The organism is Alkalihalophilus lindianensis, assembly GCF_032843265.1.
GTDB lineage: Bacteria > Bacillota > Bacilli > Bacillales > Bacillaceae_D > Alkalihalophilus > Alkalihalophilus lindianensis.
The window spans coordinates 135282-158468 of sequence record NZ_JAWJBA010000006.1; the positions used below are offsets into that span (position 1 = coordinate 135282).

The 23187-nt window shown below is 39.1% G+C and carries 24 protein-coding genes; 17 read left to right on the forward strand and 7 right to left on the reverse strand.

Annotated features, from left to right (window positions below; translation table 11 throughout):
• Position 1 precedes the first annotated feature (1 nt).
• Complete coding sequence (locus tag RYX56_RS16840; protein ID WP_317123207.1) at positions 2–679, reverse strand: DUF2848 family protein; 678 nt, start codon at positions 677–679, stop codon at positions 2–4.
• A complete protein-coding gene (locus tag RYX56_RS16845) occupies positions 676–1350 on the reverse strand; it encodes a GntR family transcriptional regulator (protein WP_317123208.1) in 675 nt (224 codons plus the stop codon). The genes RYX56_RS16840 and RYX56_RS16845 overlap by 4 nt, the downstream gene beginning before the upstream one ends.
• 271 nt (positions 1351–1621) lie before the next feature.
• On the opposite strand from RYX56_RS16845, the gene RYX56_RS16850 reads away from it, so the two are divergent.
• The 6 genes from RYX56_RS16850 to RYX56_RS16875 all read left to right on the forward strand — a co-directional run bounded on the left by RYX56_RS16850 (position 1622) and on the right by RYX56_RS16875 (position 8117).
• Positions 1622–1936: a hypothetical protein gene (locus tag RYX56_RS16850; protein ID WP_317123209.1), complete on the forward strand. Its 315-nt coding sequence runs from the start codon at positions 1622–1624 to the stop codon at positions 1934–1936.
• A complete protein-coding gene (locus tag RYX56_RS16855) occupies positions 1936–3060 on the forward strand; it encodes a GerAB/ArcD/ProY family transporter (RefSeq protein WP_317123210.1) in 1125 nt (374 codons plus the stop codon). The genes RYX56_RS16850 and RYX56_RS16855 overlap by 1 nt, the downstream gene beginning before the upstream one ends.
• Positions 3057–4214 carry a Ger(x)C family spore germination protein gene (locus RYX56_RS16860; RefSeq protein ID WP_317123211.1) on the forward strand — a complete coding sequence of 386 codons (1158 nt, stop codon included), beginning with the start codon at positions 3057–3059 and terminating at the stop codon, positions 4212–4214. The genes RYX56_RS16855 and RYX56_RS16860 overlap by 4 nt, the downstream gene beginning before the upstream one ends.
• A gap of 57 nt (positions 4215–4271) precedes the next feature.
• On the forward strand, positions 4272–5801 hold the full coding sequence (locus tag RYX56_RS16865; protein ID WP_317123212.1) for a spore germination protein: 1530 nt from the start codon (positions 4272–4274) through the stop codon (positions 5799–5801).
• Between the two features lie 406 nt (positions 5802–6207).
• Positions 6208–6819, forward strand: a complete 612-nt coding sequence (locus tag RYX56_RS16870) for a DUF421 domain-containing protein (RefSeq protein WP_317123213.1) — start codon at positions 6208–6210, stop codon at positions 6817–6819.
• 8 nt (positions 6820–6827) lie between these two features.
• Positions 6828–8117, forward strand: a complete 1290-nt coding sequence (locus RYX56_RS16875; RefSeq protein ID WP_317123214.1) for a voltage-gated chloride channel family protein — start codon at positions 6828–6830, stop codon at positions 8115–8117.
• A gap of 65 nt (positions 8118–8182) precedes the next feature.
• Here the strand turns inward: RYX56_RS16875 and RYX56_RS16880 are convergent, their stop codons facing one another.
• The gene (locus RYX56_RS16880; protein ID WP_317123215.1) at positions 8183–9919 is read right to left on the reverse strand and encodes an ABC transporter ATP-binding protein; all 1737 of its coding nucleotides are present in this window, start codon (positions 9917–9919) and stop codon (positions 8183–8185) included.
• Positions 9920–10324: 405 nt separating this feature from the next.
• Between RYX56_RS16880 and RYX56_RS16885 the strand changes: the two genes are divergently transcribed.
• The 7 genes from RYX56_RS16885 to RYX56_RS16915 all read left to right on the forward strand — a co-directional run bounded on the left by RYX56_RS16885 (position 10325) and on the right by RYX56_RS16915 (position 15830).
• Positions 10325–12118, forward strand: coding sequence for a S9 family peptidase (locus tag RYX56_RS16885; protein ID WP_439108506.1), 1794 nt, complete (start codon positions 10325–10327; stop codon positions 12116–12118).
• Positions 12119–12185: 67 nt separating this feature from the next.
• Positions 12186–13103 (forward strand): aminoglycoside phosphotransferase family protein, encoded by a 918-nt coding sequence (locus RYX56_RS16890; protein ID WP_317123216.1) that lies wholly within the window; start codon positions 12186–12188, stop codon positions 13101–13103.
• An 80-nt stretch (positions 13104–13183) separates the two neighbouring features.
• Complete coding sequence (locus RYX56_RS16895) at positions 13184–13555, forward strand: hypothetical protein (protein WP_317123217.1); 372 nt, start codon at positions 13184–13186, stop codon at positions 13553–13555.
• A gap of 44 nt (positions 13556–13599) precedes the next feature.
• On the forward strand, positions 13600–13905 hold the full coding sequence (locus RYX56_RS16900) for a hypothetical protein (protein WP_317123218.1): 306 nt from the start codon (positions 13600–13602) through the stop codon (positions 13903–13905).
• 253 nt (positions 13906–14158) lie between these two features.
• Complete coding sequence (locus RYX56_RS16905) at positions 14159–14887, forward strand: YetF domain-containing protein (protein WP_317123219.1); 729 nt, start codon at positions 14159–14161, stop codon at positions 14885–14887.
• Between the two features lie 28 nt (positions 14888–14915).
• A complete protein-coding gene (locus RYX56_RS16910; protein ID WP_317123220.1) occupies positions 14916–15278 on the forward strand; it encodes a DUF4363 family protein in 363 nt (120 codons plus the stop codon).
• A gap of 231 nt (positions 15279–15509) precedes the next feature.
• Entirely contained in the window at positions 15510–15830 is a 321-nt protein-coding gene (locus RYX56_RS16915) for a hypothetical protein (RefSeq protein ID WP_317123221.1), read from the forward strand.
• A gap of 51 nt (positions 15831–15881) precedes the next feature.
• On the opposite strand, the gene RYX56_RS16920 is transcribed toward RYX56_RS16915, so the two are convergent.
• Complete coding sequence (locus RYX56_RS16920) at positions 15882–16643, reverse strand: PAS domain S-box protein (RefSeq protein WP_317123222.1); 762 nt, start codon at positions 16641–16643, stop codon at positions 15882–15884.
• Positions 16644–16831: 188 nt separating this feature from the next.
• Between RYX56_RS16920 and RYX56_RS16925 the strand changes: the two genes are divergently transcribed.
• Complete coding sequence (locus tag RYX56_RS16925) at positions 16832–17392, forward strand: tyrosine-type recombinase/integrase (RefSeq protein WP_317123223.1); 561 nt, start codon at positions 16832–16834, stop codon at positions 17390–17392.
• Between the two features lie 38 nt (positions 17393–17430).
• Positions 17431–18900, forward strand: a complete 1470-nt coding sequence (locus tag RYX56_RS16930; protein WP_317123224.1) for a potassium/proton antiporter — start codon at positions 17431–17433, stop codon at positions 18898–18900.
• Positions 18901–18945: 45 nt separating this feature from the next.
• On the opposite strand, the gene RYX56_RS16935 is transcribed toward RYX56_RS16930, so the two are convergent.
• From RYX56_RS16935 to RYX56_RS16945, 3 genes are all read right to left on the reverse strand, one after another.
• Positions 18946–19167, reverse strand: a complete 222-nt coding sequence (locus RYX56_RS16935; RefSeq protein WP_317123225.1) for a hypothetical protein — start codon at positions 19165–19167, stop codon at positions 18946–18948.
• 95 nt (positions 19168–19262) lie between these two features.
• Complete coding sequence (locus RYX56_RS16940; RefSeq protein ID WP_317123226.1) at positions 19263–19703, reverse strand: CBO0543 family protein; 441 nt, start codon at positions 19701–19703, stop codon at positions 19263–19265.
• Between the two features lie 155 nt (positions 19704–19858).
• Positions 19859–20884 (reverse strand): LolA family protein, encoded by a 1026-nt coding sequence (locus tag RYX56_RS16945; RefSeq protein ID WP_317123227.1) that lies wholly within the window; start codon positions 20882–20884, stop codon positions 19859–19861.
• Between the two features lie 175 nt (positions 20885–21059).
• Between RYX56_RS16945 and RYX56_RS16950 the strand changes: the two genes are divergently transcribed.
• The gene (locus RYX56_RS16950) at positions 21060–21776 is read left to right on the forward strand and encodes a response regulator transcription factor (protein ID WP_317123228.1); all 717 of its coding nucleotides are present in this window, start codon (positions 21060–21062) and stop codon (positions 21774–21776) included.
• Positions 21763–23178, forward strand: coding sequence for a sensor histidine kinase (locus RYX56_RS16955; RefSeq protein ID WP_317123229.1), 1416 nt, complete (start codon positions 21763–21765; stop codon positions 23176–23178). The genes RYX56_RS16950 and RYX56_RS16955 overlap by 14 nt, the downstream gene beginning before the upstream one ends.
• Positions 23179–23187: the final 9 nt, after the last annotated feature.

Genomic DNA, 23187 nt, shown 5'->3' on the forward strand with positions numbered 1-23187 from the left:
CCTAATCTCTTATCGTTGTCACGCCATATTCACATGAAAGGCGTTGGTCAGTTACAGGGTCAATCAACTCTAGTTTGTAACCGCTACCATAAACAAATCCATTAATTAAAGGAACCGTTCCAGCGAATACAATGGTATTTTTCAGTGCAACCTCTTTCTTCTTTAAATAGGCTAGAATATCTTCTAGTGGTAAAATCGATTTCAAAGTTTCATTTTGGTAAGGGATCCACTCATCTGTGTCGCTTTTTACATAGGATGATAATGTTAACTCTTCCCAATGATCTTTTACGGAAGCAAGTGGCCAAGCCTTGGTAGCGAGTGGCTTATCACATACTTGCTTTGACTTATTAATATCTACCGTTTCTAATCCACGGTCAGTGTGATCACTTCCAACAGATACGTAAATCTCATCTTCTGAATCCCCAAATAGAAGAACAATTTCAGCTTCACCGGATGTTTGAGTTCCGATTACTTCCATTTCTTCTCCTGTGTAAAGGGACGTTTTTCGAACAGGGTAGAGCATTGGAACATCTTCTGGAGCTGGAATACCAAGTTCAGCTAATTCCACAATATGCTCTTTTACTTTTTCTTGGTTGCGACCAGAGTATCCGATGCAATATACAGATTGGACATCTAATGTTACTTGATCTTTTTCAACTTTTACTGTAAATGTATTCATTTATTTTCCCCCTCGGATGAACTCTCTTTTACGTTCTCTAATAAAATCGATTGACTATTCTCTAGATGAATTTTAATAGCCTTAACAGCATCTTCTGCTAAGCGGTTTCTTAATGCAATCAGGATCGCTTCATGTTCTTTTAACGCTTCTTCTTTACGGTTACTATTTTCAACTAAGCGGATACCTAGTCGAATCATTTGTTCACTCAAGTTATCAATAAATTGGCATAAGCGCTTGTTATTAGTGAGTCTTGCTAAATAGTTATGAAAGGCATGGTCTTCGTGAATGAACTCTTCATTAGAACCATCTATGTGAGTTTTCATTTTCTCATGGATACCTTCTAAGACTTGTAAATGACTATCCTCAATAATCGGTGTAATCGTTTCCAAGACGAATCGCTCATTAGCAAATCTACACTGGAAAACCTCTATAACGTCTTGTTCATGAATTCCTTTCACGATGACACCTTTCCAAGGAATCGTTTCGACCCAACCTTCAAACTCTAGTTTTTTTAAGGCTTCTCTAACAGGAGTTCGACTAACACCGAGATTCTCAGCAATACTCCTTTCCTGTAATAGTTCATTTTCGGGGAACTTCCCGCTAATAATTTCTTTTTTTAGCAGTTCATACACTTGGTCTGTATAGGATATGAACTTTCCAACTCTCCCCAAGTAAAACACCCTTTCCATTACAAAAGATGGTATGTGGTATGTGGTATATCACTATATTAAAGATAAAACAATAATATTAATTAGTCAAACAATTTAGTAAATTATTTAACAATGTTTATGATTTAAAAAATAAATTTAGGTGCTTATGTACAGACAAAAATAGCTGCTCTACTTATAAAAGTGAGCATGTTGGCGTGAAAGGATAAAATGATCAGTAAAAAAAGCGCAAAGGAGCGATTGCTCCCCTTGCACTTTTTAGGTTACCTAGATTATGCTCCATAACTTCATTACTTACATAAAACGGATAGAAAGAACAGATAATACAAAATATAACTATGAAGTTAAAGGTGTGATTATTTTGCATGAATTTGCTGATCGTGTATTAAGCTCTTTACCTCCAGGTGTGGTGTTTTGGTCAGCTATTGCGACAACGATTTTTGCTGCCCTTACTCAAAAGTTCTTTAACTGGTATGTAAAGAAAGCTGAATTACCCTGGATGAGAGAAGAGAATCAACAGAATAAAGAGAAGTTGATAGCAGCGACTAAACAACAGCATCAAGGTCAAAGCGAAAAAGAAGGCAACTGATGAAGAGTCCGCTTTCTTATTCTATTACACCAGGTGAGATGTGTTTGACCTTGGTTTCAATGATTGTTGGGGTTGGGATTCTAACATTACCAAGAGCATTAGCATCAGAAATAAATCTAGCTGATGGATGGATATCGATCATATTATCTGGTGGCATTATTGTACTCTTTATCACTCTTTATGTACGGTTGCAACAACAGTTCCCGGGCGAAACATTGTTAGAGTATATTGGGAGAGGGAAGGTTGGAAAGTGGATTGCAAGAGGAATATCGCTATTATTTCTTATCTATTTTTTATGCTTAATGGCTTACGAAGTGAGGGTCTTGTCATTACTGATGAGAATGTATTTGCTAGATCAAACGCCCTCAGAAGTGATAGCTGCTTTAATGCTCTTATGTACCACATATGCTGTCTCAAAAGGCACGCAAGGGATAGTCCATTTAAGTCTTATGTTTTTACCCATTGTGGTATTTGTGTTGCTTGGGCTAGTTTCATTTACCTCTATTAACGCAGACTATACGAATCTCCTGCCAATTATGCCTGAAGGGATTTTACCAGTCCTCACTGCAACAAAAGTGACGTTACTTTCGTTCTTGGGCATTGAAATCTTATTTTTCTTAATGGCTCGCATGAAAAAAAGCGATCTTAAAGTTTTCCCTCTAATTACCGGAATCATGTTGATTGCATCGCTTTATTTGGTAGTTACAGTCGTTACATACGCGAATTTCACTGTTGATGCCGTTATCCAACTTGCGTTTCCTACTGTGGAACTAGCTAAACAACTCGAAATACCCGGGGGTTTTTTTGAACGGTTAGAATCCCTGATGATAACAGTGTGGCTCATCACCATTTTTAACACGATCTCCATACTCCAATTAATTTTTGTTCAATTAATTAAAAAAAGTTTTATGAAGAAGAATGCTAAGGCGAATTATATACCGGTGATCAGTATCTTCTTTATTCTTATCGTTGCGTTCATTCCTGATTCTATTACAGAGGCCTTTATGTTTGGCGAGTGGATTAGTTGGTTGGGTACATCTTTGTACGTATTGAGCTTAGGGTGTGGTTACCTTTATTTTTGGATTAGAAAAAAGAAGAACGAAAAGGAGGGGTATCCTTCATGAAAAAAATCATGCTTATTTTCGTTCTCCTCTTAATGTCTCTAACAGGTTGCTGGGATCGGGCTGAGCTTGAAGAAGTCGGATTTGTTATAGGATTAGCATTCGATCCAAATCATGATAACCCTAAAACATTTGATACTACTTTTCATGTTGCTATTCCTTCTGCTTTTAGCGGAGGGGCTGCAGAAGGCGATTCTGGTGGAAATTCTCCATTTTTCAATATAACCTCAACGGGTGTAACAAACTTTAATATGATACGTGACATAAATAAACGAAGAAGTAGGTCTTTAAACTTTGAGCATCTGAAAGTAATTGTGATTAATGAAGAATTAGCAAGACAAGCATTTATCACCGGGGTATTAGATTTATATACCAGAGATCATGAAATGAGAAGAAAAACACATGTTTTAGTCTCTAAAGGGGATGCAAAGGAAGTTTATATGGATAAATTACCTTTAGAAGATATGCCGGCAATATCAATTGAGATGATTGAGGATAATTCTCCGCAAGTTCTTGAGATGATAGAGACAAGAGACATTGGGACAATTTCCGAAAAAATGAATGCAAATCAAAGCTATTTAATTTCTGGTATTAATAAGGAGCAAAGAGAAGATATGAAAATTTCAGGTGCTGCTCTTATGAGGAGCAAGGATAACAAAATGATCACCTGGTTAAGTGAGGAAGATGTTAAAGGATACAATTGGGTAATGGGAAAAGCTGAAAATGGAATTGTTGAAGCTACAGCAGAAGAAGGAGAAAGTTTCGTTTTTGAAGTTACGTCACACGATACAAAAGTGCATTATATAAGGGAAGATGACGAAAACCTATTTAATGTAATAATAAAAACGGAAGGTACATTTAGTGAAAGTTGGATTCCTGGATTGGAAATTGATAATGCCGAAACGATTAAAAAAATGGAACAGATCATATCCGAGAAAATAGAAAATCAAGCTACTACCCTTATTAACAAAATGCAAGAGGAATGGTTTTGTGACGTTTTCTATTTTGGCTCCCTTATAAAAAGAAAAGAGTATCAATATTGGAAGCAAATTAGGGAAGATTGGGAAGGGGAGGCAGGGCTATTTAAAGAGGCTAATGTTGAGGTAGACGTAGAAGTGAAAATTAGCCACTATATGACGCAAGAGAAAACAAGCTAGTAAGTTGGAATTTGTTATGATTAGAAAATTTGACATCTTCTTAGTGTGGGTGATCCTTTGTATAAAAAATTGCTAAAGAAATCAAAAATGAAAACATTAACGACTAGTTACGATGATCAATTTGAGGTTACTACTGATTTATCTAAGATGGTGGAGTTTATCCAAAGTGCTCTTTACGAAAGTAGTGACATTGTTCAGCGTGATGTTAAAATAGCCGGTAAGATGAAGGCAACTCTTTTTTATGTAACCGGTTTATGTAAAATAGAATTGTTAGATAACAATGTGATAAGGCCCCTTATGCAAGTCACACCTGAAGCAATTGATGGCTTTACTTATGATGAAATCTTAGATGAAGTAACTCAACATATGGTGAATGTTTCATCAATCAATACGTATGATTCATTAGATCAAGCGATGCGCTCCTTAATGTCAGGGAATACTTTACTCCTTATTGATGGAATAGATAAACTACTCCTATTAGGGACACGAGGGTACGAAAAAAGAGGGATAGAAGAACCTAAAAGTGAAGTCGTGATACGAGGACCTAGGGATGGTTTTATAGAAGATTTACAGACGAACATGGTTTTATTACGAAGAAGAATCTCTAATCCGAGTTTTATTTTACAAACAGGAGAAATTGGACACAGGACTAAAATACAGTATTGTCTCGCATACATGAAGGGAATTGCTAATGAAAAATTAGTGGATGAAATTCGTTACAGGATTTCTTGCATAGATATAGATGAAGTGTTAGAGACGGGTACATTAGAACAATTAATAGAAGACAATGTAATGTCACCTTTTCCCCAACTGATGCATACAGAAAGACCTGATAAAACAACCGCTTCCTTAATGAATGGACAAGTTATTATATTGGTTGATGGTACGCCTTATTCATTAATTGCACCTATTACGTTTCAAGAACTGTTAAAATCACCTGAAGATTACTACGACCGATGGCATATAGGGACATTAATACGTATTATCCGGTACCTCGCTGCGTTTTTTGCTCTTTTTCTACCTTCCTTATATATTGCTATGGTGACCTATCATCATGGCATGCTTCCAACTACGCTTGCACTCTCGATTGCAGGAACACGCGAGGGTGTACCTTTTCCAGCTGTCTTTGAAGCATTTCTTATGGAAATAACAATTGAGTTGCTTCGTGAAGCAGGGATACGATTGCCACGAGCAATTGGACAGACGATTGGAATAGTAGGAGGGTTAGTCATTGGTGATGCAGCTGTTAGAGCTGGCTTTGTCAGTCCTGTAATGGTTATTGTCGTAGCAATTACTGCGATTGCGTCCTTTGCCATTCCTTCTTATAGTTTTAGTATTGCTCTACGGATGCTTCGCTTTTCGTTTATGATAGCAGCATCAATTTTCGGTTTATATGGAATTGTCATCTCTTATATCTTAATTAATATTCACTTGGTTGGATTGCGGAGCTTTGGTTCTTACTATACATCTCCATTTGCCCCATTTAATTATAAAGATTGGTTAGATTTATTATACAGAGCCCCACTCTCTCTTTTAAGGTCAAGAACAGATGAACCCAAAACCTTGGATGATAAAAAGCAAAGTTAAGAAACACACCGAAAAAATGGCGTGCATAAGACGCGATCGGAGCCTCTCAGCAAAAAATCCTAAGAAAAGGATGAAGCTTAGTGTTATTAGAAATTGGTTCGGAGCATTTGACAACGCTGTAGAGGCATTAGCTGAAATGGAGGGGCTAGTTGAAGAGAAAGAATAAGGGGAGCTGTCTTAGAATAGGTTCATAATTAGTTACAGTAAAGTCGACCAGTAGCGGGTGGTCGATTTTTTTTATTGAAAAAACATTTACCATATGTGCGTACTTATGTTCATTCAAAAGAATGGGAAGAGGTTCATAATCTCTTACACTCTGAGGGATACTACCCTATATAGATAAGGACGTTAGTAAGGGAATAGGTCATTAATATAGGGGAGTAAAGGGTGGGAAGGAGGATATAATTTGGATTTACATTTTATATGGAAAGCGATTGTTATTGTATTTGGTGGGGTTCTTATATTGCGATTGGCTGGAAGAAAATCGATTTCTCAATTGACGGTTGCTCAAACCGTTATGATGATTGCCGTTGGTTCATTAATTATCCAACCAGTGGGCGATAGAAATATTTGGATTACCTTGGTGATTACATTAATACTTGTGCTTACACTGATTGTAATTGAATATGTCGTATTGAAATCCGATACTCTAGAAAAATTCTTTTACAGCAAATCGATAATGGTCGTTGAAAATGGAGAAATTAATGAAAAAAACTTATCAAAACTACGTTTAACGGTAGATATGCTTGAAGTCCGTTTGAGACAGCAAAGTATTCAAAAAATTAGTGATTTGCAATGGGCGACAATAGAATCAAATGGACAATTGGGATACCAGCTAAAACTTGAAAAACAATATGCTACGAAAGAAGATATTCAAATGCTAGTCTCGTTGATTCAAGCAAAATTGCCTAATTCACCGATTCATACACCAAGTACTGAATCAAAGGATACAAATAATCTATTTAAGGAAGTTAAATATAATAAGCATGGAGAAGAACCTCCAGATTATTTGAAATGAGGTATAAAATGGGTGTGAAAAATAAGGATAAACCATTTATTTTAACCCTTTCTAAATGGATAATATGGGGAGGTCTTATCGGTGTCTTTGTAGGCTCTACAACGGCTTTTCTATTAACAACAAATGACTTTCTTGGGGAGACACGAGAACATCATTCTTGGGTTATCTATTTTTTACCTCTAGCTGGTGTACTCTTAGGTTACATATATATGAAGTATGGCAAGAACGCCGGAAATGATTCTGCTAAAGGTAATAATCTAGTTATAGAAGCGGTTCATGGCAAAGCCAAGGTGGTACGCAGAATGGGACCTATCGTCTACTTAGGAACATTTCTCACAGTCTTATTTGGCGGATCCACAGGAAGAGAAGGTGCAGCTATTCAAATGGGGGGGAGTATTGCAGAAACAGTAAATCAGTACTTTAAAGTAAGTCTACTAGACACGAAAATTCTACTTATGAGTGGAATAAGTGCAGGGTTTGGTGCTGCCTTTGGTACCCCTATCACAGGAGCTATTTTTGGAATGGAGATGACTGCTTTAGGGAAAATGAAATTTGAAGCATTAGTCCCATGTCTTGTAGCTAGTTTTGTGGGTCATTATATAACTGAGTCAGCTTGGGGAGTCGAGCATGAAACATTCACTATCCATACAGTTCCAGAGACTTCGCTTACTGTGTTCGGCGTGGTTATCCTCTTATCCATTACCTTCAGTCTTTTAAGTGTGTTCTATTGTCAATTGAGACATGGTATTCAAAGCTTCTCTGAAAAGTATTTTAAGAAAAACCATATGATTAGAGCCTTTGTTGGGGGAAGTCTTATTATCGCGTTAACGCTAATCCTAGGTACTGAGGAGTATAATGGGCGTAGTTTAGACATGCTTGAACAATCTTTTGAAGAGGATGTCCCTCCCTTTGCCTTTCTTGCTAAGCTAGTATTTACAGCCGTTACCCTTGGCAGTGGCTTTGTAGGAGGGGAAGCTATACCGCTATTTTTTATGGGAGCAACTTTAGGGAATAGCTTGTCCACATTCATTGATTTACCGTTGTCCTTTCTTGCTGGTCTTGGTCTGGTCGCTACCTTTGCTGGTGGTGCCAACACGCCGATTGCGGCATTCCTTTTAAGTATTGAGATGTTTGGAGGAGAAGGTATTGAATTCTTCTTTGTTGCTTGTTTGACGAGTTATATCTTTTCTGGGCATCATGGACTTTGGCCATCTCAAACAATATATGAACCAAAAAGTCGATTATATAATCTTGCTTCCGGAGATTCTATTGGCACAATCGAGAAGAAGAAAAAATAGCTTCTTCTCCCCAATCTAATCAAAAAGCAGGGTGGGGAGCCCTGCTTTTCCTCCGTCAACCAACTCTAAGTCAGCTGCTGCTCGGCAAATTCTCGGTACAAGTCGTGTGAGTTCACCAACTCTTGATGAGTGCCGATTCCAGTGATTTTTCCTTTTTCTATGAAAATGATTTTATCAGCATGAACAATTGTTGATAATCTATGGGCAATGACGAAGGTTGTGCGTCCTTCCATCAATCGAGTCAGTGCTTGTTGGACGATCCCTTCTGACTGGCTATCAAGACTTGCGGTTGCCTCATCCATCATTAAGATCTTTGGATCGCGCAAGAACGCACGTGCAATTGCAATTCGTTGTCTTTGCCCACCCGAGAGCTTCACACCTCGTTCACCAACCTCGGTGTTGAGCTGCTCTGGGAATTCTTTAATGAATTGATCGGCATACGCCATTTTTGCGACTTCCCATAGTCGTTCATCTGAAATCGTGTCCGCATCTTCTAACCCGTAGCAAAGGTTCTCGCGAATCGTTCCGGCCATCATGGGACTATCTTGCGAGACATATCCAATTTGCCTTCTCCACGATGCCATTGATAATTCCTTGATTGGTGTATGTCCAATACGAATTTCACCTGAAGTTGGCTCGTAAAAACGCTCAAGTAAGCCAAACATCGTCGTTTTTCCTCCGCCACTTGGTCCTGCAAAAGCGACCATCTCACCAGGTTCAACATCGAATGTCACCCCATTTAACACAGGTTCATCCTCACTGTAGCCGAAGTATAGGCTTTCTACGTGGATTGGCTGATTCGTAATGTCCGTATCGACTCCTTCTTGGCCTTCTTCTAAAGGAATCTCAAGGATATCAATAATACGCTCCGTTGCTCCTTTTGCTTTTTGAAGCTGAGTGAAGAACATTGTAAAGGAAGTGATCGGGAAGATAATTTGAAACAGATAAAGTAAAAAGGCGACAAGGGAGCCGGTTGTCATTGTACCTTCTGCGACACGAATCCCACCATACCCAATAATAATGACGATCACCACCATGATCACTAAATAAATCAGTGGTCCAATCATCGCGAAGATGCGAGACTCGCGTAAGCCGAACCCTAATAATGTATTGATGCCTGTTAAGCCTTTTGCTTCTTCCATTTTTTCAGCGTTGGATGCTTTCATTAAACGAATTTCACTTAATGTTTGCTGTACACTTCCTGTGAACATTGCTGTCTCGTCTTGGAGACCGCGTGATATTTTCGCCATTTGCCGGCCGAGCGGGATAAGAATCGCAGCCGTAACAGGAACCGAGATGAACATTAATAACGTCATTTTCCAATCCATAATAAACAAGATAATAACTGCCCCAATAATGGTGATGATCCCTGAGATAAAATTAGGGAAGTGTTGTGAAATCAAATCCTTCACAATTCCAGTATCATTAACAACGCGACTGACTGACTCCCCGCTCGTTTTCTTATCAAAATAATTCACAGGCAATCGTAGAAGCTTGAACCACATCTTTTCTCGTAGTTTTGCAACGATTTTTTGCCCGACATAGGCAAGTAAGTACATCGAAAGCCCGTCGATCACCGCTTGCAGAATAAAGACAACTCCAAGAATGACAATGAGAACGACACTAATCGAATCGACTGAAAATCCGTCTACTAATTCTCTTGTTAATAAGGGAATAGAGAGACCGATTAATGTCGTAATAAGACTTCCGATTAGGCCTAGAGTTAGTGCTAGCTTAGGGATTTTTGTAGATAGAATAAGAGAAATAAAGGGCTTGAGGTTCTTTTGTGGTTCATTTTTCATTCAGCGTGACTCCTTAATAAAGATCATCTTTTTTTGAAGATACTTCCATTATCCATTATCTTAACACTTCTTACTAACTTTCAATACAATTTCGAAACCATTCATCTATATGTCAGAAAAATAAAAAAATATAGCGATACCTTTTAAATATGGTTTATACTTATAAAAAGTATTTCTAAAACCGAAATATATTCAAAGTCTTACATAAGAGGTGGATCACATTGACGAAGCGCGGTATCACAGCAGAGGATTTATATGAATTAAAATCAATTAAAAACCCGGAGCTATCTCCGGATGGAACTCAATTTATATGTGTTCAAACAGTCTAACGATTAGCATGACTACCACTCTCATTTATTTATCGAAGAGGTTGAGGGAGGCATTCGTCAGTGGACGTTTGGTGATGTGAAGGATAGTACGCCAAAGTGGTCACCAGATGGAAAAACGATTGCATTTTCATCGAATCGTTCAGGAAGATCCCAGCTCTATCTAATCAGTGCAGAGGGCGGAGAAGCAAGACAGCTCACTTTTTGTGTGAATGGAGCGAAGAATCCGATCTGGTCACCAAGTGGAGCACATCTCTTATTTGAAGCAGCAGTCGCACCGGATCAGCATTTAACAGATGAAGAGGCGCAAAGCGAAAACGAAACGAAGTTGAGCCCAATGATCGTTGAACGGATTCGCTACAAGTCAGATGGGGTGGGCTTTTTAGATGATAAGAACCAGCAGCTCGGTATCGTGTCGGTTTCAACAGGTGAAATTACGCAACTAACAGAGGGAGACCGGGATTATACAGCTGGCTGCTGGTCGCCAGATGGTCAGAGTATTGTTTACTCAGCTAACTTAGGCGAGGAGCCTGATCATGATCTCTTAACCGATGTCCATATGATGAAGCTTGAAGATAAGCAAGTAACTACGATTACGACTGGCAGAGGGGTATTTGGAAGTCCAAGCTTCTCACCAGATGGGAAGTATCTCACCTTAAGTGGTCATGAGCGAGACTATTTAAGTGCGACGTTATCTAGACTCTGGTTGTATAGCGTAGAGGATGAAGAGTTAATCTGTTTAACAGCGGATATAGATGTTCAAATTGGCGATGTTGCGATAGGGGATTTTCATTCAGGGACAGTGAACCCAGGTGCGTTTTGGACCAAAGATAACAAAGGGTTTTATTTCTTAATGAGTGATCAAGGAAATACAGGTGTGTATTACGGAACCATTGAAGGTGAAATGTATCCAGCGATTCTGGACGAGCAGCATGTGTATGGATTAAGTGTTGATCCAGTGTCACATAAAGCGATTGTGGCCATTAGTACACCGACACATCCTGGAGATCTGTACAAAGTAAATCTCTCAACAGGAGAAAAGAGTCAGCTGACGAATGTTAACGAAGAGTTTCTAGCAGAAATTGAATTATCAACTGCTGAAGCGATTACGTTTAAAGCTCCCGATGGGTGGGACATTCATGGCTGGGTGATGAAGCCTGTTGGGTATGAGGAAGGAAAGAAGTACCCGACCATTATGGAAGTCCATGGCGGACCGCATGCGATGTATGCGAATACGTACTTTCATGAATTTCAAATGCTTGCCTCACAAGGCTATGTAGTTGTGTTCACCAACCCTCGAGGCAGTCATGGATACGGGCAAGCCTTTGTAGATGCCGTTAGAGGAGATTACGGCGGCGCGGATTATCAAGATGTAATGGCGGCTACAGATTATGCGGTAGTGCATTTACATTATGTCGATGAGTTAAATCTTGGCATTACAGGAGGCAGCTATGGGGGCTTTATGACCAACTGGGCTGTCAGTCATACAAACAGGTTCAAAGTAGCCGTTACGCAACGCTCGATTTCAAACTGGCTTAGTTTCTACGGTGTGAGTGATATCGGCTATTATTTCTCCGAGTGGGAAGTAGGAGGCGACCTTGTGCATAATGCTGAGAAGCTTTGGAAGCACTCACCGATTGCCTATGTTGATCAAGTGGAGACGCCACTTTTAATATTGCATGGGGAAAAGGACTACCGTTGCCCAATTGAACAAGCGGAGCAATTATTTGTAGCCTTAAAAAAACAAAAGAAGCCAACAAAATTTGTTCGCTTCCCAGAATCAAACCATGAATTATCAAGAAGCGGCAATCCGAGCCTACGAGTAGAGAGACTGAACCATATTAAAGGATGGTTTGTTGAGCACTTAGACTAAACTTAACGAAACAACCACTTTATCTAAGATGAGTGGTTGTTTTTATGAGTAGATAGGAGTGATTCAAATGAAATTTCAAGAGCATTTTGTGCAATCCGTTCATCTATATTTGAAAGAGGATGCGAAGCAGTGGTTGGGGCAGATTCCTTCGATCATAAAAGCTTGTGAGGAGAAGTGGGCATTAACAATAAGAGAGGCATATGAACTTTCCATTAATTATGTCGCAACAGCCACCACAAAAGAGGGCACAGAAGTTGTGGTGAAAATTTGTATTCCTGGAGGGGGCTTTGATTCTGAGGTAGAAGCGTTAAAGCTGTTTGCAGGAAGAGGAATCGTGAATGTTATCGATATAGATGAAGACATGCAGGTTATCCTCCTAGAAGAACTCAACCCTGGATACACATTAGCGACTAGCTCAGATGATGAAAAAGCATGCTTAGCTGCAGCGGGCGTCATGAAAGATCTCATCACGACTGCTCCAACAGAGACAAAAATTCTAACGACCAAAGCTAGAGAAGAAAATCTAAGAAATATCATCGACAAGCATGCAGAGGGGGTAGGTCCCCTATCCAAGCAAATTCTCGATCAGGCGGCTAAGATCTTTACATACATGAACCAAACAACCAAAACGCACTATCTTTTGCATGGAGATTTTCATCCCTATAATATTTTGAAAAGTGAAGATGGGTGGAAGGCCATTGACCCGAAAGGATTAATTGGCGAAGTCGAATATGATCTCATTCAATACATGTTAAATGTTCTTCCTGAAGAGGGCATAAAAGAAGTGACTAAAGAGCGAGTTGACCTTTTTACAGAGAAGCTCACATTAAACAAAGAGAGACTATTACTTTGGGGGTACTGCCACACAGTCTTAGCAACGGCTTGGACGGTGGATGAGGATGGTTCATACAATAAAAGCTTTTATCAGATGATTGAAGTGTGGAAGGAGCTTTATAAGGAGCAGTATGGGGAGCCTAGTCTATAGAATGTATTTAAAGTAAATCCTTTTTTTATATTCTTCTTTTATTAGAGCAAGCTATAAAAAAAGAAGGATGTGTAAATGATATGAGTCATCTAGTTGATAAAATAACTGCTTTTTCACACACGATTCGAAATGAGTTCCACAAACACTTTCCAACTGAAAAGACGCACAAGATTAACATTCAGGAGCTCGCGTACTACATTCGTAAGCATTCAGATGCAAAGAAGAAGTCGAATGAATGGCTCGGTCTGGTATTAAATGAGTATCGACTATCTGTAGGCCTTGTGGACTTCACACTGGAAACGAAAGGTCATAAGGATGAAAAACTAATTAAAGTATCAACAACAGAAAAAGGTGTCGATCTGTTTAGCTATGCATCTTATGACGATAAACAAGCAGTGACCGACGATCATGCATTGCCTCAATATGCATACGAATTTTTAACGAAAGGGTAGGAAGTGTTTGCACAGAAACAAGGTGACTCTCAGATGGAGTTATCTTGTTTTTTTTATGGGACTTTTTGGATGTTGATTCGTATATAAGAGAGAAGTTATGTAACGAGGAGGCGGGGGACATAGAGCGAGCAATGGAAGCTACGACCGTTAACACAGAGAAGCTATTGTACATGATTGGGTTCATCATCTTTGGTGGCATGTTTTTAAGTTCGATCATTGATGCAAACTTTTATATTGAAGAGTATTCGCCAGCTAGGTTGTTGGAGTTTCGTTTATTTGCAGGAGGAGGAGCGATTGTCTATTATGCACTCGTTTTCTTGATGAATAGGAAACAGAGTAGGTACAGATGAAAAGCCATACGAAACGAGGGAAAGCTCTATTTTGGTTAGGGTTTCTCTGTTTCTTATTCGGCTTTACCTTTTAATCTAAGGTGTGGGAAGGTTTATCAGAGTAGGAGGCGATGCTTTTAAAGTATCGTTTTTTGTTCACTGGTATTTTTAAAATGAGGATACCTAAGAGCGGAGCTTGATTAAGGGGACGACTAGCATAAAGTCAACTTAAGTGGGGAGATTAAAGGTATTACTACCTACAGGAGGCCTCATCATGCAAGAACCTCTCGTTGTCATCGTTCGAGCAGTTATTACCTTTTTCACGATACTTTTATATTCCAGATTGATTGGAAAACAGCTTATCGGCAATCTTACGATGTTTGATTACATAAATGGTATTACGATTGGCTCGATTGCGGCAACTCTAGCTACGGATATCTCTTCTAAAGCACTGGTCCACTGGATCGCATTAACGGTCTTTTTGGTATTAACCATTCTTCTACAGTTCATCGGAGTGAAAAGTCGCTACCTTTCAAAAATTCAAGATTCAGAACCGGTTGTATTGATGCAAAGAGGAAATATGCTAGAAAAAAATTTAGAAAAAGCACGGATTACAAAAGATGAGCTTATGCAGCAGTTACGATCTAAAAATATTTTTTCTCCTATTGAAGTAGAAGTGGCCCTCCTAGAACCAGATGGAACGGTTTCGATTTTACCTAAGTCACAATACCGTCCTGTAGAACGAGGTGATCTAAACCTCCCACTTCAACCATCTAAGCTAACGACAGAATTGATTTATGATGGGAAAATGATTGGACAGAATTTAGAACAGCGAAAGAAAAGCAAGGACTGGTTAATGAGTCAATTAAAAATGCATGGCATCGATTCGCTAGAAGAAGTTTCTTACGCAGCTATCCTACCAAACGATCAACTGTATGTCGATAAGTTTGATGATCATGTTGCAGACGATATGAACATTAGTGACTATGAAGGTCCTTACTAAAAGAGAAAAAGAAGGGGGCTATTTACGTATGAAAAAGTTTTTACTCTATTTGATTCCAAGTTTATTTGTTCTTGCTTCTTTCCTGATGATGATTGGTGGTGGGTGGTTAAAAGGACCTTTTGGAGATGATGATGATCTTTTATCATACGTTGAAAAGATTGAAATCTATGTAAAATCGGAAAAGTGGGAAGAGGCACAACAAGAACAATGGAAAGCTGAAAATGCCTGGGAGAGGATTTCTAAACGCGTTCAATACAGTGTAGAACGTGATGATATGATGGCTATTGCAGAAGCCTTACATCGTATAAAGGGTGGGATTGAAGTGCAGGATGCTACTACTGTTTTCCCCGATATTTATTATTTTTATGGAATTTGGAATGATTTTGGTTGATGTCGGATAAAGATGAGATGCTCTCCTATGAGCATCTTTTTTTTCGTCTAGTTGGAAATGATTTGGAGCTCAGCTCCTAAAACCAAGCAAGCCTTCTATGTCGTGTTGGCTTTCACAAATATCAACATGTAGGTTGGGATGAAGACATGAAATCTGTTGCGATTTATCGCTGCGAACGTTGTAGGGATGAGAAAAAGGTTATGAGGTCGGTCTAAATAAAGGAGGTTTCTCTTGTCTAAAGAAGAAACCATCGCACTGACAAACAAACAGAAATGGGAAATGTATCTGATACGGCCTTTATTGATGAGTATGGGTTCTTTTATTCTTCTTCATCTATTGGAGGGAGGTATACCTAACCCAAATAGAATGATTGGCATCACAATTGGCTTTTTCATAGGGTCTGTGATACTAATGAAATTTTTTCCTGATCTTGCGATGAACAAGGGAACGAAGCATCCTACAAAAAAGCAAAAGGTAGGAAGAATCGTTCTCTACACGCTTGTTTACGGCTTTCTGCTATTTGCTGTAGTACGCTTTTTAATCAGGCTTTAATGCCCAAAAAGGCACAAGAATCTAGAAGATTCTTGTGCCTTTTGAGAGCGATTAAGCTGATTTGAAATGAGCTAAGGCTTTTTTGACCGTACTCATCGTTTTAATCGAATGAAGTTCCTCGCCCATTACTAATGCCTTTTGGGCTAATTCAGGTCGGATTCCAGTGAGGATCGGTTGAACACCGAGCAACCTCATAATCGAATCAATTTTAAGGATAAAATCTATAACCAACTCATCCATATTGTAAATCCCTGAGAAATCAATAATGATGTCTGTTAAGTCCGTTTCCGATTTGATCTTTATTGGTAAGGTGTTAAGAAGCTGTTCTGCCCGATCAAAATCAATTGTCCCAACAAGAGGAATAACCGATAATCCATCCAAAACTGGTACGATCGGGGTTGAGAGTTCATTCACTCTTTTTTGCAATTCCCATTCGATTTCTTTTCGGCTCGTAATGTTTCGTAAAACAGAAAGAATCGCTCTTTTATCATTATATATAAAAGGATGACACGATAATTCCACTTCAATTAATCTACCATCTAACGTAATGATGGCTTGTTCAATGAGTTCTCCAACAATTCCTTCGCTTAGACCTCTTTCAATTCTATCTGCAATTCTCTCTTTTGCATCAACTGGAAAGATATCGAGTACCGGAGCTCCTATAAGATCTTCTTTTTCTGCACCTAATAACTGTGCAGCAGCTTCGTTTACATACAATACTTCATAATCACTGTGAACAATGGTTGATTCGAATGTACCTTCTACGATTTCCTTATACAAATCGGTTTCGGTACTAATAAATGTTTGCATCATAAGCTGCCCCCTAAGATCTTTCCATACACTATAACATACACGTATAAGTATAGATGGGATATCTTTACTTATCTGCTCCTTTAATAGTAAAAAGTGATGAATTGTTCAATAGTTACTGAGCATAACGTCAGTAATGTTACAAAACATATAGTAAAATGATAATTAAGTAACGTTCATTGAGGTGGAAAATGGAATATGTAGAGCCGATTAAAGAAATCGAGTTGATTAAGCGTATTAAAACTGTCCTTAAAGAAAAGTCGAAACGAGATTATGTGTTGTTTGTCTTTGGGATTAATACAGGTATCCTCATCAGTCATTTACTCCAAATAAAAGTGAAGGATGTCTATGATGGGCAATCGATTAAGGATTATTATCTTTTGCAGGAAGCTAAAAACGTAGAAGAAAAACTCTTCTATATTAATCAAAAGGTAAAAGAAGCCCTCTTATCCTATATAAAAGAAGCCCGCCTACAACAAGAAGACTTCCTTTTTAAGTCGCGAAAAAATGACCAACCGATCACGCGTCAGCAGGCGTATCGAATCATCAATACAGTCGCAAGAGAAGTAGGGATGAGAGAAAAAATAGGCACGCATACTTTGAGGAAAACATTTGGGTACCATGCTTATTGTGGTGGTGTTGCGATTTACTTGCTGCAAGCGATTTTTAATCATTCAACGAAAGCTGAAACGCTGCGTTATATCGGGATTGATAAAAAGAATGTGAAGGTAAAGATAGATGTTAATTTATAAGAAATCTCACCAAAACTAATGGAGGGGGAAAGCCATCAATGCTCGAGTATGTAAATATTGATTATTTTATCTTACTAACGGCTTTATTGCTGATTATCGGGGTATTAACAACGAAATTCTCGACCCGTCTGGGCGTACCTGCTCTAGTCTTGTTCTTACTTGTTGGGATGGTGATGGGAAGTGATGGATTAGGATTTATTCCTTTTAATAATCCAAAGATCGCTCAACTGGTAGGAATTGTTGCTTTAGTCGTGATTTTATTTGAAGGTGGTTTGCAAACGAAATGGTCTTCTGTAAAAGTGGTGGCCAAACCATCCTTGTCACTTGCCACTTTAGGGGTTTTATTAACGACCATCGTTGTGGCAGTTGCAGCTAAATTAATCTTTGATATTTCTTGGCTAGAAGGCTTTTTATTTGGAGCGATCGTTGGCTCAACGGATGCGGCTGCCATTTTTGCTGTATTAAAAGGACAGAATATTAGAGATAAATTAAGTTCTATCTTAGAAGCAGAATCAGGTACGAATGATCCGATGGCGGTCTTTCTCACATTAGCACTTATTGAATTATTAACAGTCGAGAATTCATCCTATTTCTTACTCCTGGGCTCTTTCTTCTGGCAAATGGGGATTGGTCTTGCATTAGGATACTTATTTGGACGGATTGCCAGTTTTGCTATAAATCGAATTAATCTTGATTCGAGTGGTCTCTATCCTATTTTTGCGCTAGCTTTTGCCCTTTTAACCTATAGCTTAACCGATTTAGTTGGAGCAAGTGGATTACTAGCTGTGTATGTAGCAGCGCTTGTAATAGGGAATCGTGATTTAACGTATCGCCACTCTATTTTTAGATTTAATGAAGGATTTGCCTGGATGATGCAAATTTTAATGTTTATCATTCTTGGTTTATTAGTATTTCCTGCGCAATTTTTATCCTTTGATATCATTGTAAAAGGGTTCTTGCTCTCGATGATTTTAATTTTCATTGCACGTCCTATCGCGGTTTTTCTATCAACATTCAAAATGGGATTCAATGTTAAGGAAAAAGTCTTTCTTTCATGGGCTGGTCTAAAAGGGGCCGTGCCGATTGTTTTAGCGACCTTCCCGATGACGATGGGGGTAGAGAACAGTCAATTATTCTTTAATGTCGTTTTCTTCGTTGTCTTAACGTCAGCCCTGATACAAGGGTCGACGATCTCCATTATTGCAGAGAAGTTAGGGTTAAATGGCCCTGAGAAAGTAGAGGCACCACATTCCCTAGAGCTGGTTTCAATTGGAAAAGCGAATGCCGAGATTATCGAATTTGTTGTCCCTTTGAAAAACAAATTGGTCGGTCAAGCATTAAAGGATATTGAGTTCCCGAATGATGTGCTAATTAGTGCCATTATTCGAAAGGGAGATTTAGTCACACCACATGGAGAAACGATCATTCAACCAGATGACATTCTCTATATTTTAGTAGCTAAACAAAAAATTAAGATATTAAAGTCGATGATCAATGAAGTTTCATAAGCAAAAAGCGTTTCTGTGATTAGCAGGAACGCTTTTCTTCTTAAGCTAGTACCTTTGTGGATTCTGACAAGCTGGGAAGCCATGAATGTCTTGAATCGTCGCATAATCATATTGCTTAAGGGCGAATTGTGAATGGTACAAGTATTCGAGTACATATAATGTCCGGTCCGTTGCATCGCATAACACGCCAGAAGTTCCCGTCCCATTTGCAAAAGAGACGCCGATGGGCTGATTCAGTAAGTAAGGAATTTTTTGTTGCCACTGCATAAGATCACTCCTTTTACTGCATCATATGTTCAGCGCAAGGGAGAGTGCCTATTAAGGTACGCACAAAAGAGCCCTAGCTGTAGGGCTTTACATGATTATTTCAGAAAAAATTGAGAGTATTTATGAACGAGGTAATAAGGAATAAGATAGGAGATAAACGTTTTATTTAGCGTCCACCCATTGCCATAAGTCGCTCGTCCAAAAAGCTTCATTAAAAATTCCAAAATGGTTGTCAGACAAGTAAACGTTAAAATCCATGAAGAGGCACTTTCCTTCGTTTGTTTGATCAAGTACACCATCAGAGTAGAAAGAACAGGGTATAGACCTAAGGTAAGGGGCATCGTCGTCATGACTTGAAATTTTTTTAAGTTTGGCTTAAACACCCAATACCTGTGATAGTCACCCCATAAACAAACGGAAGTGGATAGAAGGGAACTAAAAGGGAATAGGCCCCTAAAGAGCCTTTTCTGCCCTCTAAAAAAGATCGTTGCAATTAGCCAAGGAATAATAAAGAACAAGAACGTATTCATGCGCATTTCAATCACCTCATTCCTATCATTTCACAGCAAGTTTATCCTATTCTTTGGAATTTAAATGGGAATGAGTAAGAGTAAGGTAAGAACCCTATTGCTTTATTAGGCAATAGGGTCGCTTACTATATGGAATAAAAGGAAGGGGGATCCTTTCGTTCTTATTGAATTTGTGTAGCGATCTCGATTAGTTCTTCTTTCGATAGAGCATCAGCATCTGTCATCAGTTCAATGTGCACCTCATCTTGTGACCAGAACAAGAAATGCATATCGAACATGTTCATATAAGAGCCTTCGAAATCCTCTGTGGAAACAGCTTCTGTCTCGTCAAGCATCTCTGTTTTATCTGTTGTGAGAGATAAAACTAAGTAATGCTCCTCATCACTAAAGTGCATGGTCGCCATATCCATCTCTTCAAAGTAATTCGCTTCTTCAAATTCAAAATGATCTGGGATCGCACTTAAGTCAGGAATATCAAACAGTGCGACTTCTTTTAATTCATCTAGTGATAGCGAGTCAACCATAAAGTCATCCATTGTTAGTACTTCGGCATCCTCTGGAATGTCAAAAGTGAAAAGAGCCTCATCAATATCGATGTTGTATTCAATATGCGTATATTCAACAACAGATGAGAAGTCCTCACTAATCCACATCATTTTTAGTGGCATATACGTTTCTTCATCAACCCAAATGTCATAGCTTGTGTCACCTAAAAACTCTTCTTCACCCTCTTTGGCAGAAACGGAGAGATGAATCGTTTTACGATCGGCAATCGTTTCTTTTCCATTGACGACTACATCTGTAGATTCAAGCATTTCAGTTAACATTTCGCGAATGATCTCGGATTCACTCGGCATTTCTTCTGTAAGGTCGTCTGACGTATCAAAGACTGTCACTGTATTTTCAGCTTGATCATAGGACCATGACTCCTCGCCATTAGTAATATGGAGGTACCCATCTTCCATTTCTGTGCGATATTTATCCGGCTTTACGTTCCATTCCTTATACGTTGAGGATTCATTTTCTCCGTCATACTTAAATGTTGAGGAAACCTCAGCATAGTAGCTCTCAAGATTCTCTTGTGCTTCTACCGCATTTTCAATAATTTGTTCCGTGTCCTCGATTGAGCAAGCAGTTGAGAATAGGAGGACGCCAGCTAAGCCTAATAAGGCTGTTATCTTTTTCATCAGTTTCTTCACCTCGTTATCGATTTGTCTTTCTTACTTTCACTATAAGCAGCAATGATAAAGAAAAAGAAATGAATTTATAAAGAAAGTATGAAGTCGTAATCAGGTCTTTCAGCAAGACAGCGGATTGACTATAATAGAAAAATAAGGAATAAACGTAAATGAAGTAAAGGGAATGAAGCAAATGAGAGAGCAAATACTCGTCATTGAAGATGACATCGAAATTAGCAATATTATTCGTGACTACTTAAAACGAGAAGGGTATGGCGTCATCGTCTCTCATGACGGGGAGGCAGGTCTCAATCATTTTCGTGATTCGGCGCCGATGCTTGTGCTCATTGATTTGATGCTGCCAAAAATAGATGGGTTTGAAGTGTGTAGGCAGATTCGAACAAAAAGCGAGGTGCCGATCGTAGTCGTGAGTGCAAGGCAAAGCGACATTGATAAGATTCATAGTCTCGGACTAGGAGCAGATGATTACATAACGAAACCATTTAGCCCGCTTGAACTCGTTGCACGTGTGAAGTCGCAACTTCGGCGCTACAATCGGTACATAGGAAAGCAAACAGAGGATGAAGTGCTCACCTTTGATGGGTTACATATAAATTTAAATCAACGTACTGTTGAAAAAGATGGCGTCAGACTGACATTTACGATGAAAGAATTTGCCTTACTCTGTGTGCTTGCACGCTCACCGGGACAGGTCTTTTCAAAGGAACAGCTTTATTATCAAGTATGGAAGCAAGACGATGCGGATGACATTCGTACGGTGACCGTACATATTAAAAATGTTCGTCGAAAGCTAGGGGAAGGCAGTCGACACCCGCGTTTTATTGATACTGTTTGGGGAATTGGTTACAAATTTATTGGACAAAAACATGAAAATACGTAATTGGTTGCTGCTCCTTATCTTTGTGGTGATGCTTGTTCCATTTGTTTCAACTTACTTCTTTATAAGTTACATCAATGATTGGTATGAACAACAGCGATTATCTGAGTATGTCCACACATCGATTCGGATTCATCAGCTTGCGTCGACTTTAAAGGACAACCCTCGTTTGTATCAATATCCTTCTGTAGGAGAAGAAGCTCTAGCTGATGAGGTATATGAAGATGAAGTCCTCCATATTTATTCTAAAGATCGTCAAGTTCTTTTAAACGTGAATGGGGAACCACTCTTATCAAATAGGGTGAATAGAGTACCAGCAAGTGATTTAATGAAAGGTCTGTATGAAACGAACGAAACGCTCTCTCATTTTATTTACAAGGAGCCCGTCTATTATGAGGGAGAACTGATTGGTTATTTTGAAATAAAAAAAGAACGAATCGAACTGAAAAAAGAGATCGAGAGGAGCTCTTTTTTTACAGGGTTCTTCATCGTCATGATGCTTCTTGTGACATTAGTCATCACTCATTTACTTGTGAAAGGTCGAATTGTTAAACCTGTTACCCAATTAGTTGGAGAAATGAAAGCAGTTGGTGCAGGTAACTTTCCGACTGAGCGAAAGCAAAATCGTGCAAACGATGAAATTCGAGAGCTTCTAGATCACTTTTATACAATGAGCGATGAGCTTGAAGAGGTCCAGCAATTAAAGCAGCGTCTTGTTGCGACGATTTCACATGATTTAAGGACTCCGCTCACGTCGATAAAAGCCTATGCAGAAGGTCTCAAAGATCACCCTGAAAAGCAAGATGAGTACCGAGATGTCATTGTACGTAAGGCTAATTATATGGAGAAGCTTGTAGAGGATCTGTTGCTCTATTCAAGGTTAGAAATGAATAGTTTAGAGCTCAACTGTCAATGGGTTGACGGTGAGGAGCTGGCGGATGTGTTAGTCGATGGATACGAAGAAGTGTGTAACAAACATGGTAGAGTGCTAGAAACAAGGATGCAAGTTGGACCATGCCAGGTTTATTGTGATGTTGATCGTCTGATCCAAGTGATGGATAATCTTGTTACAAACGCACTCAGACATACGAAAAGCGGCAAAAAGATCGAGCTTATTGCTACAACAGAGCGAGATATGCTCCCAGCGGATCTGCCTTGGCAGGAAGGTTACTTGTATTTTGCGATTCAAGATGAAGGGTCTGGAATCGCTGAGCAGGACCTGAATAAAGTATTTCAGTTGTTTTATCAGGCAGATGAGGCAAGGCAGAAAGATAGTGGCAAAGGGGCAGGTCTCGGCCTTGCCATTAGTCAGCAGTTAATCGAAAAGCATGACGGCTTTATCGGGGTGACCTCAACAGAAGGTGAGGGAAGCTGCTTTTATTTCGCCCTGAAAAAGCATGTGTAGAAGTGAAGG

What these genes read in the sequence shown, in the direction of transcription:
- RYX56_RS16840 (WP_317123207.1), bottom strand. Translation starts at nt 679, where the DNA reads ATGAATACATTTACAGTAAAAGTTGAAAAAGATCAAGTAACATTAGAT.
- RYX56_RS16850 (WP_317123209.1), top strand. Translation starts at nt 1,622, where the DNA reads ATGCTCCATAACTTCATTACTTACATAAAACGGATAGAAAGAACAGAT.
- RYX56_RS16855 (WP_317123210.1), top strand. Translation starts at nt 1,936, where the DNA reads ATGAAGAGTCCGCTTTCTTATTCTATTACACCAGGTGAGATGTGTTTG.
- RYX56_RS16860 (WP_317123211.1), top strand. Translation starts at nt 3,057, where the DNA reads ATGAAAAAAATCATGCTTATTTTCGTTCTCCTCTTAATGTCTCTAACA.
- RYX56_RS16875 (WP_317123214.1), top strand. Translation starts at nt 6,828, where the DNA reads ATGGGTGTGAAAAATAAGGATAAACCATTTATTTTAACCCTTTCTAAA.
- RYX56_RS16880 (WP_317123215.1), bottom strand. Translation starts at nt 9,919, where the DNA reads ATGAAAAATGAACCACAAAAGAACCTCAAGCCCTTTATTTCTCTTATT.
- RYX56_RS16890 (WP_317123216.1), top strand. Translation starts at nt 12,186, where the DNA reads ATGAAATTTCAAGAGCATTTTGTGCAATCCGTTCATCTATATTTGAAA.
- RYX56_RS16895 (WP_317123217.1), top strand. Translation starts at nt 13,184, where the DNA reads ATGAGTCATCTAGTTGATAAAATAACTGCTTTTTCACACACGATTCGA.
- RYX56_RS16905 (WP_317123219.1), top strand. Translation starts at nt 14,159, where the DNA reads ATGCAAGAACCTCTCGTTGTCATCGTTCGAGCAGTTATTACCTTTTTC.
- RYX56_RS16910 (WP_317123220.1), top strand. Translation starts at nt 14,916, where the DNA reads ATGAAAAAGTTTTTACTCTATTTGATTCCAAGTTTATTTGTTCTTGCT.
- RYX56_RS16920 (WP_317123222.1), bottom strand. Translation starts at nt 16,643, where the DNA reads ATGATGCAAACATTTATTAGTACCGAAACCGATTTGTATAAGGAAATC.
- RYX56_RS16925 (WP_317123223.1), top strand. Translation starts at nt 16,832, where the DNA reads ATGGAATATGTAGAGCCGATTAAAGAAATCGAGTTGATTAAGCGTATT.
- RYX56_RS16930 (WP_317123224.1), top strand. Translation starts at nt 17,431, where the DNA reads ATGCTCGAGTATGTAAATATTGATTATTTTATCTTACTAACGGCTTTA.
- RYX56_RS16935 (WP_317123225.1), bottom strand. Translation starts at nt 19,167, where the DNA reads ATGCAGTGGCAACAAAAAATTCCTTACTTACTGAATCAGCCCATCGGC.
- RYX56_RS16940 (WP_317123226.1), bottom strand. Translation starts at nt 19,703, where the DNA reads ATGCGCATGAATACGTTCTTGTTCTTTATTATTCCTTGGCTAATTGCA.
- RYX56_RS16945 (WP_317123227.1), bottom strand. Translation starts at nt 20,884, where the DNA reads ATGAAAAAGATAACAGCCTTATTAGGCTTAGCTGGCGTCCTCCTATTC.
- RYX56_RS16950 (WP_317123228.1), top strand. Translation starts at nt 21,060, where the DNA reads ATGAAGCAAATGAGAGAGCAAATACTCGTCATTGAAGATGACATCGAA.
- RYX56_RS16955 (WP_317123229.1), top strand. Translation starts at nt 21,763, where the DNA reads ATGAAAATACGTAATTGGTTGCTGCTCCTTATCTTTGTGGTGATGCTT.